Raw genomic sequence first — 10612 nt, forward strand, 5'->3', positions numbered from 1 at the left:
TCAGGTACACCGCGTTTTGCTGGATTGGGGGCGCTTCGCACCCCAACGCGGGGCAAGCCCGCTCGCCACAATAAGCCCACACACTTTCCTTAACTGAACGGAGTCAGGGCACCCCCTGCAACATCAGGCCATCGCGGCGGCGAAGCTGCGAACGAACTCGGCGTTATCGATCAACCGATCATGGCTGGTCTCGATCAGCACCGAACGTTCTATTGCTGATTGCCCGGTGACTTCCAGCATGGTTGCCTCAATCAACTGACGATGCACCCCGGTACGACTCAAGGCCGCCCACCAGCAACTGATCGGCGCCTTGATCGCCTTGAAGTCGGCATCATGCAGGCGCTGGCCGAGAATGCGGTCAACTTCCCAGGATATCTGCGCCTCGTGGCCACCGAGCAACTCATCCTTGAGTTCATGGAAGCGCTCACCCAGGTTCTGCTCTGCCCAGCGGCTGAATTCAGTCCACTGCTCGCCCTCTTCAGCCCCTGCCCGTTGCAGCGCTGACCATTGCGCATGAATGTGTTGGGATGATTCGGGAAACATCACCTCCAGCAACTCCACGCGCCGGTCATTGGCAGAAACGTCTCGCTCGTCAACCATGACCGCCGTGTCCCAAAACGGCTTGACCCACTGCGGCGGCGAAGCGTCGATCCAACCCACACATTCCACTTGCCGTCCCGCCTGCTCCAGGCCGTAGGCAACCTCCATCGCCAAGTTGCCCCCCAGAGACCAACCGGCCAGGCGGAATGGCCCCTCGGGCTGGGCCTTCAACAATTGCGCCGTGTAATCCTCAACCATTGCCGCCCAGGCCGGCACCTCGCTGCCCTCCTCGGCCAAGGCACGACACATCACCCCCATCACGGGCCGTTGCTCACGCAAGGCAAGGGCAATCGCTTTGTAGCAATGCACCGAACCGTAGCTGGGATGGAACAGGTACAGCGGTGTTCCCTGAGTCTGGCTGTTCAGCCTCACGATCAAAGACCGCCCGGCACTTCCCTCAAGGCACGCCGCCTGCCCTGCGACCGTCGGGTGGAGCATCAACTGACTTACCGACAGCTCCACGCCGACCGCCTTGCGAATACGCTCCTTAAGCATCAACACCAACAACGAATGCCCGCCCGACTCAAAGAAATTGTCTTCGACACCAACCTGCTCAACCTCCAGAATCTCGCGCCATACCGCCACCAGCGTTTGCTCAAGCGGATTGCGCGCAGCCACGAAACGTCGCTCATGCACACTGGCGTCCGGCGCGGGCAAGGCCTTGCGGTCCAGCTTGCCATTGGGGCTCAGCGGCATCCGCTCCAGCAGCACCCATTGCGCAGGCACCATGTAGTCCGGCAGATGCGCCAGCAAGTGAGCGCTCAAGGCATCACGCCACGCCTGGGTCGATTCCTGCAGCACCAGATAACCCACCAGGTACTTTCCTTCATGGACCTGCACCGACGCCTCGCGCACCTGCGGATGCTCGAGCAAGCGTGCTTCAATCTCACCCAGCTCGATGCGCAAACCGCGCAGTTTTACCTGATGATCAAGACGCCCGATGTACTCGGTCACCCCATCCATACGCTGGCGCACCCGGTCGCCCGTGCGATACAACCGCTCGCCAGGCTGGAACGGGCACGGCACGAAGCGTTCGGCCGTAAGGCCGGGGCGTCGATGATAACTGCGCGCCAGCCCGACACCGCCCAGGTATAACTCGCCGGCGACACCTGCGGCGACCGGCTGCAACAGCGCATCCAGCACATGCGTGCGCAGATTGGCGATTGGCCGACCAATCGGCACGCTGTCGCGCTGCTCATTCACACATGTCCAATGGGTTACATCGATGGCAGCTTCCGTCGGCCCATACAGATTGAACAGGCCAGCGTTCGGCAGCTTGGCGAACACCTGTTGCTGGGCGTCCACAGGCAACGCTTCGCCACTGCAGATAATGCGCTGCAAACCCTGGCAACTGGCGGCCTGCGGATCCTGGAGGAATGCCTGCAGCATCGAAGGCACGAAATGCAGGGTGGTCACCTGTTGCCGATTGATCAGCTCCACCAGCCGTGACGGGTCGCGATGATCGCCAGGTGCGGCGACCACCAGTCGAGCGCCAGTCATCAAGGGCCAGAAAAACTCCCATACCGAGACGTCGAAGCTGAACGGTGTCTTTTGCAGCACCGTATCGTCGGCATCGAGCGCGTACGCCTGCTGCATCCACAGCAAGCGGTTGGTCAACGCGCAGTGGCGGTTACCCGCGCCCTTCGGCTGGCCGGTGGAGCCAGAGGTGTAAATGACATAGGCGAGGTTTTCAGCGTCCACGGCCACGTCAGGATTGGTATCGGCATAGTCGCTCAGCCAGCGATCACCCTGCTCCACCAGCAAGCAGCGCTCGGGATCACTGATCGGCAGGGCCTGCATCAAGTGCGCCTGGGTCAACAGCAGATGCACCTGGCTGTCCTCCAGCATGTGGGCCAGGCGGTCGCGCGGGTAGTCAGGGTCAAGCGGCACATAGGCACCACCGGCCTTGAGCACGGCCAGAAGCGCCACCACCATTTCGATGGAACGCTCCATCGCCACACCCACCAGCACGTCGGGCCCTACGCCCTGCTGTATCAGACGGTGCGCCAGACGGTTGGCGCGAGCATTCATCTGCGCATAGCTCAGCGACTCTGCGGCAAATACCAAAGCCTGGGCATCCGGTGCACGGCTGACCTGCGCTTCGATCAACTGCTGCACGCTGCGCTGCAATGGATAATCCTGCGCCGTGTCGTTCCATTGTTCGACCATCAACTGCTCTTCCACAGGCTCCAGCAGCGTCAATTGACTGACCCGCTGGTGTGGATCACCCAGCATCGCCTGCAACAGGTTCTGCCAATGGCGCGCCATACGCTTGGCCGTGGCAGCGTCGAACAGGTCGGTGGCGTAAGTCAGGATCGCGCCCAGCCCATCGCCGGTTTCCTGGGTGTCGAGGCTCAGGTCGAATTGCGCGGTCTTTGTCCCCCAATCCAGCCCTTCAATGGTCAGGTCCGGCAGTTGCTGGCCAGTGCTGGCCAGCCGTGCCTGGCTCTGGTGATTGAACATCACCTGGAACAGCGGGTTATGGCTCAGGCTGCGTTCAGGCTGCAGCGCCTCCACCAGTTGTTCGAACGGCAGGTCCTGATGGCTCTGGGCATCCAGCGCCCGGCGCCTGGCCTGCTGCAACAATTGAGTGACCGTCAGTTGGGCATCGATGTCGCCCTTGAGCACCTGCGTATTGACGAAGAAACCCACCAGACGCTCGGTCTCAACTCGATTTCGATTGGCGATCGGCACGCCGACACGAATGTCCTGCTGGCCGCTGTAACGGTGCAGCACGCTCTGAAACGAGGCGAGCAAGACGATGAACAGCGTGACATTTTCCCGCTGGGCCAGGGCGTTGAGCCCTGCCACCAACGCCGGGTCAAGGTTGATCTCCAGACTGGCGCCACGGAAGCTCTGTACCGCAGGGCGCGGTCGATCAATCGGCAGCTCCAGCACCGGCTGTTCGCCACCCAGCAATGCCTGCCAGTAACCCAGTTGGCGATTGCGCTCACCGGCAGCCATCCAGTCACGCTGCCACTGCGCATAGTCGGCGTACTGAATCGGCAACGCCGGCAATTGCAGGTCCTCGCCCCGGCTATAAGCGGCGTATAACTGCACCAGCTCATCCACCATCACTTGCATCGACCAGCCATCGGACACGATGTGATGCTGCACCAGCACCAATACATGGTCGTCTTCGGCCAGGCGCAATAACGTCACGCGCAGCAACGGCCCCTGTTGCAGGTCGAAAGGTCGCGCAGTCTCGGCCTCGACCAGACGCTGCAAATCAGCTTCGGTGGCCGGCGCCTGCACGATGCCCACTGCGCCCACTTCACGCACCACTTGCACGGCACGGCCTGCGTCCTGATACACCTGAGTGCGCAGGCTCTCATGCCGGGCCACCAGTGTTTCGAAGCTGCGCTGCAAGGCCAGCGGGTCCAGCCAACCACGCAGACGCAATGTGCTGGGCACGTGATAGGCGGCACTGTGCGGGTCCAATTGCCAGAGGAACCATTGACGTTCCTGGGCATACGAGAGCGCCAGCGGCTGTTGACGGCTGACCGGCAGGATCGGCGGCGCGCTCGTCAACGATGCCTGCGGATCGCTCAACGCCTCGACAAATCCCTTCAGGCGCGGTTGCTCGAACAGGGTTCTGAGGGGCACCTCTGCACCCAGCAAATGACGCAGGCGCGAGATCACCTGCATCGCCAGCAGCGAGTGGCCACCGGACTCGAAAAAATGATCGGCCAGGCCGACTTGCTCCACGCCCAGCACCTCGGCCCAGATGGCCGCTACCTGCCGCTCCAGCTCACTCTGCGGCGCCACATACACCTGCTGCATCAGACTCACATCCGGCACGGGCAGGCCCTTGCGGTCGAGCTTGCCGTTGGGGGTCAGCGGCATGCGTTCGAGGAACATCAAGTGGGTCGGTACCATGTAGTCGGGCAAACGGGTTTTCAGGGCGCTGCGCAAGGCTTCGCGCGCACTCGATTGGGCGATGGCATCCGTCAGCAAAGCCGTGTCCAGCGGCACCACGTAGGCCACCAATTGTTTGCCGGTCGGGCCTTCATGGGCCACCACCACGGTTTCGCCGACACTTGGCTGCTCGCGCAGGCGCGCTTCGATTTCGCCCAGTTCGATACGGAAACCGCGGATTTTAACCTGATGGTCGACACGGCCGAGGTAGTCCACCACGCCGTCCGGACGGCCACGGGTCAGGTCACCACTGCGGTAGACGCGGCTGCCGGGCTGGCCGAACGGGTCCGGCACAAAGCGTTCGGCGGTGAGTGCCGGACGCTCCAGGTAGCCCCGCGCCACGCCCTCGCCGCCCAGGTACAGCTCGCCGGCCACGCCGATGGGTTGCAGGTTGAGTTGCGCGTCCAGCACGTAGCCGCTGCGATTGCCCAGCAGCGTGCCGATTGGCGCATACACGGCGCCGCACGGGTCGCCCCGGCGCGCTTTCCACAGCAGCGGCGTGACCACGGTCTCGGTGGGGCCATAGCCGTTGAACAGGTAGGTGGGTTTCAGCGCGCGCCAGGCCAGGTCGTAGCTGGCTTGCGCCACGGCATCACCGCCGAAGCAATAGACCCGCACGGCCGGTGGATTGCCGTCGCGCTCGGCATGCTCGGCCAGTTGTTGCAGGTACACCGGCGGGAACACCGCCATCGTCACGCTGTGGCGATGCATTTGCTGGTAGGTGTATTCGGGCAGCCACAGGCTGTCATCGCGGATCAGCACGCTGGCGCCATTGATCAGCGGGTGCATCCAGCCCTCATGTGAGCCGTCGAAGGCGAACGACATGAAGTGCAGTTCACAGTCGGCCGGGCCGGTTTCGTAGCGCTCGCCGGTGGCGATGATGTGCGCCACCAACGAGCCGTGCGCGACCGCGACGCCCTTGGGCATGCCGGTGGAGCCGGAGGTGTAGATCACGTAGGCCAGGTTGTCGCCGTGCAGTGCAACATCCGGCGCGGCGTGGTTGTCGTCGGACCAGGCATGCAACTGGTCCACCGCCAGGGCTTGCAGCCCTTCGGGAATCGGCAGGCGCTGCTGCACCGACGAGTGTGTCAGCAGCAACCGCGAACGACTGTCCTGCAGCATGTACAGCAGACGATCACGCGGGTACTCGATATCCAGCGGCACATACGCGCCACCGGCCTTCATTACCGCGAGAAACGCCACCATGATCTCGGCACTGCGCGGCATGGCAATCGCCACCCGTACTTCCGGGCCGACACCGCGGGCGATCAACGCCTGGGCCAGGCGATTGGCGCGGCGGTCGAGTTCGCCATAGGTGAGCTGTTCGTCAGCGAACTTCACCGCCACGGCATCGGGCGTTTCCTGCGCACGGTCGGCGACCAGTTGGTGCACCAGACGTTGGGACGAGAAGCCTGCAGCGCTGTGATCCCACAGTTCGAGGATCTGCTGCTGTTCGCCAGCCTCCAGCAGGTTCAATTGGCCGAGGGCTTGTTGCGGGTTGGCGACCATGCCCTGCAGCACGTTCTGCCAGTGCCGCGCCATGCGCTGCACGGTGCCGGCGTCGAACAGGTCCGTGGCATAGCCAAGGCTGGCCCAGATGCCCTCGGCGGATTCCTGGATATCCAGGTCCAGGTCGAAATGCGCGGTCTTGCTTTCCCATGTCAACCCTTCCACCAACAACCCCGGCAGTTGCTGCTGGACCTGGGCCTGGCCAACGTCGGTCTGGTGATTGAACATCACCTGGAACAGCGGGTTATGGCTCAGGCTGCGTTCCGGTTGCAGCGCTTCCACCAGTTGTTCGAACGGCAGGTCCTGATGGGCCTGGGCCTGCAGCGCACGTTGGCGGGTCTGCTGCACCAGTTGCTCGACGCTCATCTGCCCGTGCAGGTCGGCCTTGAGCACCTGGGTGTTGACGAAGAAACCGATCAGGCGCTCGGTCTCGCTGCGGTTACGGTTGGCAATCGGCACGCCGACACGGATTTCTTCCTGGCCGCTGTAGCGATGCAGCAACGCCTGGAAGGACGCCAGCAGCAGCATGAACAGGGTCACGCCCTGCTGCCGCGCCAGGGCCTTGAGGCCTTCGCTCAGCTGCGGCGCCAATTCGAAGGCCAGCCGCGCGCCTTGATGGCTTTGCACCGCCGGGCGCGGGTGATCGAACGGCAACTCCAGCACGCTGTGCTCGCCGCCGAGCATCTCGCGCCAGTAGGCCAACTGGCGCTCCTTCTCGCCCGCTTCCATCCAGTTGCGCTGCCACTGGGCATAGTCGGCGTACTGGATCGGCAGCGTCGGCAACTGCAGGTCCTCGCCCTGGCCGTAAGCGGCATAGAGCCGCACCAGTTCCTCGACCATCAGTTGCATCGACCAGCCGTCGGAGACGATGTGATGCTGCACCAGCACCAACACATGCTCATCAGCGGCCAGGCGCAGCAACGCCACACGCAGCAACGGGCCCTGCTGCAGGTCGAAGGGCTCGGCGATCAACGCTTCGACGCGCGCCTGGAGCAGGGTTTCATCGACGTCAGCCAGCGTGATGGGCAACGCCAGGTGAGGCTCGATCACTTGAACCGTGCGGTCCGGGTCCTGGCGCAGGCGCGTGCGCAGGCTTTCGTGGCGGGCCAGCAGGGTGTCGAAACTGCGCTGCAAGGCTGCCATGTCCAGCTGCCCTTTCAAGCGCAAGGCGCTGGGGATATGGTACGCAGCGCTCGACGGTTCCAGTTGCCACAGGAACCACTGGCGCTCCTGAGCGTAGGACAGCGGCAAGGGCTGCTCGCGCCCTGCCGGCAGCAACGGCGGCGCCGTGGAGACAGCAGCGTCCCGGGTGTGCAACGCGTCGACAAATGCAGCCAGCCGAGGGTGTTCGAACAGCGCCTTGAGCGGCACTTCCAGGCCGAGGGTGTGACGAATCCGCGACACCACTTGCATCGCCAGCAGCGAATGCCCGCCCAGCTCGAAGAAGTGCTGGTTCAGGCCCACATGCTCGGCGCCGAGAATAGCGGCCCAGATCGCCGCCACCTGTTGCTGCAGCGGCGTGACCGGTGCCAGCCAGTCCTGCTGCGCCGCGCTCGCGTCGGGCTTGGGCAACGCCTGGCGATCCAGCTTGCCGTTGGGATTGAGTGGCATGCGCTCAAGGAAAATCAGGTGCGCCGGCACCATGTAATCGGGCAGGTGTTCGCGCAAGGTGGCCATCAGCGCCGCGCCGGTCTCGCCGCGTTCGGCTTCGCCCAGCGGTTGCGCGGGCACCAGATAGGCCAGCAGCTGATTGTCAGCCGCCAGCAGCAACGCTTCGCGCACGTTCTGTTGGGCCAGCAGCAGGGCTTCGATCTCGCCCAGCTCAATGCGAAAGCCGCGCACCTTGACCTGATGGTCGACCCGCCCAACGTACTCGACGATCCCGTCGGCGCGGTAGCGCGCCAGGTCGCCGGTGCGGTAAAGGCGCGCGCCGACGTCGCTGAACGGGTTGGCGACAAAGCGCTCGGCCGTCAGGCCCGGCCGCTTCAGATAGGCACTGGCCAGCCCCTGGGCGCTGGCGATGTAGAGTTCGCCCACGGCGCCAGGGGGCAGCAGGTTGAGGTCGCGGTCGAGCACGTACAGCCCGCGTCCGGGCACTGCGCGGCCAATCGGGCTTGCGGTCACGCCGTTGATAACGCCGGGGTCGGTGCAGTCCAGCACACTCGAAACCACCGTGGCTTCGGTGGGCCCGTAGGTATTGAGCAGGCGCACATGGCCCAGGCCCGCGCGTTGCCACAGTTGTGGGCCGTCGAGCGGCATGGCTTCACCGCCAATATGGATCTGGCGCAACGCACCATAGGAACGCGCGCCCGCTTGCAGGCAATCCTGCAGGAACAGTTTCCAATAGGCCGTGGGCAAGTCGGCCAGGGTGATGCCCTGCTCGATGATCTGCTGATACAGCTGAGCGCCGTCCCACAGCTGCGGCCCCCGCAAGACCACGGTGGCACCGAGGGTCAGCGCCGGGTAAAGCTGCTCGACAAAGCCGTCGAAGTTCAGCGTGGCGAACTGCAACACGCGGTCCTGGGGCACCAGCCGTGAGTAATCGGCGGCGATGCCGGCGAACTCGCTCAAAGCCCCGTGGCTGATGGCAACGCCCTTGGGCTTGCCGGTGGAGCCGGAGGTGTAGATCACATAGGCCAGGCTTTGCGGCTCGACATCGGTCGCCGGGTTGTCAGCGCCACTCACCGCCAACTGCGCCTGGATCAGGTCGATTTCCACGGCGGTTACCCGCTCGGGCAGCGGCAGGCGCTCACGCAAGCCGGACTGGGTCAGCACAAGGCTCGCACCGCTGTCCTCCAGCATGTGCAGCAGGCGCTCACGGGGGTACTCGGGGTCCAACGGCACGTAGGCCGCGCCCGTCTTGAGCACCGCCAGCAGGCTCACCACCATCGCGAACGAGCGCTCCACCGCGATGCCCACCAGCCCCTGCGGACCGACGCCCCGAGCCATGAGCACATGCGCCAGGCGGTTGGCCTGCTGGTTCAATTCGCCGTAGCTGAGGGCCTGGTCATCCAGGGCCAGGGCCTGACGTTCAGGCTGTCGCTCGGCCTGGGCTTCGAACAACCGGTGCACCGCCTGCGCGGCAACGCCACAAGCCGGCGCATTCCAGTCCTCAAGCACCACGCGCCGCTGCGCCTCGCCCAGCATTGGCAACTGGGCAAGCACGCTGCGCGGGGCATCCACCACCGCGTGCAACAGGTGCTGCCAGTGTTGCGCCAGGCGCTCGATGGTCGTGCCGTCGAACAGGTCGGTGGCATAGGTGAACGCCGCCCACAGCCCGTCGGCCGATTCGTGGGTATCCAGGCTCAGGTCGAAATGGGTGGTCTGGCTGTCCCAGTCCAGCTCCGCCACACGCAGGCCCGGCAACTGCCGGGCTTCATGGCCGCGCTGGGCGTCGGTCTGGTGGTTGAACATCACCTGGAACAGCGGGTTCTGACTCAGGCTGCGCTCGGGCTGCAACGCCACCACCAGTTGCTCGAACGGCAGGTCCTGATGGGCCTGGGCCTCCAGCGCGCGTGCCTTGGTCTGTTGCAGCAGTTGCGCAAAGCTCATCTGGCCGTCGAGGTCGGCCTTGAGCACCTGGGTGTTTACGAAGAACCCGATCAATCGCTCGGTTTCCAGGCGGTTGCGGTTGGCCACCGGCACACCGATGCGGATGTCCGACTGCCCGCTGTAGCGGTACAACAGGGTCTGGAAGGAAGCAAGCAACAGCATGAACGGCGTGACGCCCTCCTGCTGCGCCAACCGCTTGAGGCCGGCGACCAGCGCCGTCGGCAGATGCACCTGCAAGCTGGCTCCGCGATGGCTTTGCTGCGCCGGGCGCGGGCGGTCCAGCGGCAGCTCCAGCACCGGCTGCTCGCCTGCCAGCAGGTTCTGCCAATAGGCCAGCTGGCGCGCCTTTTCCCCGGCTTCCATCCAGCGGCGTTGCCACAGGGCGTAGTCGGCGTACTGAATCGGCAGCTCGGACAATTGCGGCGTGTGCCCCTGACTGTAAGCGGCATACAAGTGCACGAGTTCTTCAACCATCAGTTGCATCGACCAGCCATCGGACACGATGTGGTGCTGCACCATCACCAGCACCTGTTCATCATCGGCCAGTTGCAGCAGGCTCACGCGCAACAGCGGTGCCTGGTGCAGATCGAAAGGCAGGTCCACCTGCGCGTGCGCCTGCGCCATCAGTTGCGACTCGTCGACACGCGCCTGCCGGATCTCGACCCGCGCCTGGGGCAATACCTGTTGCCACAGGTGTTCACCGTCTTCGACCAGTTGCGTGCGCAAGCTCTCGTGACGGGCCAGCAGCGTATCGAAACTGCGCTGCAACGCCGCCAGGTCCAACTGCCCATGCAGGCGCAGGGCACCGGGGATATGGTAAGCCGCGCTGTGTGGGTCGAGCTGCCAGAGAAACCACTGGCGTTCCTGAGCGAAGGACAACGGCAGCTTGTGACCGTCCTCGCGGATCGAGGCAATCGGCAATTGCGCGAAGCTCATGCCACGGCTGTGCAGACGTTGGTAAAACTGCTGGCGCTGTTCCAGCGGCAGGCGAAGAAAGCGCGAAACCAGGTCGATATTAGGGTTGGAAAGCATG

Annotated in this window: 1 protein-coding gene; it reads right to left on the reverse strand. The window is 64.2% G+C overall.

The genetic code is table 11. From position 1 onward, the window contains the following. Positions 1-123: 123 nt before the first annotated feature. Positions 124-10611 carry an amino acid adenylation domain-containing protein gene (locus tag TU75_RS01150; protein ID WP_060547976.1) on the reverse strand — a complete coding sequence of 3496 codons (10488 nt, stop codon included), beginning with the start codon at positions 10609-10611 and terminating at the stop codon, positions 124-126. Position 10612: the final 1 nt, after the last annotated feature.

Source organism: Pseudomonas poae (assembly GCF_001439785.1).
Taxonomy (GTDB): domain Bacteria; phylum Pseudomonadota; class Gammaproteobacteria; order Pseudomonadales; family Pseudomonadaceae; genus Aquipseudomonas; species Aquipseudomonas poae.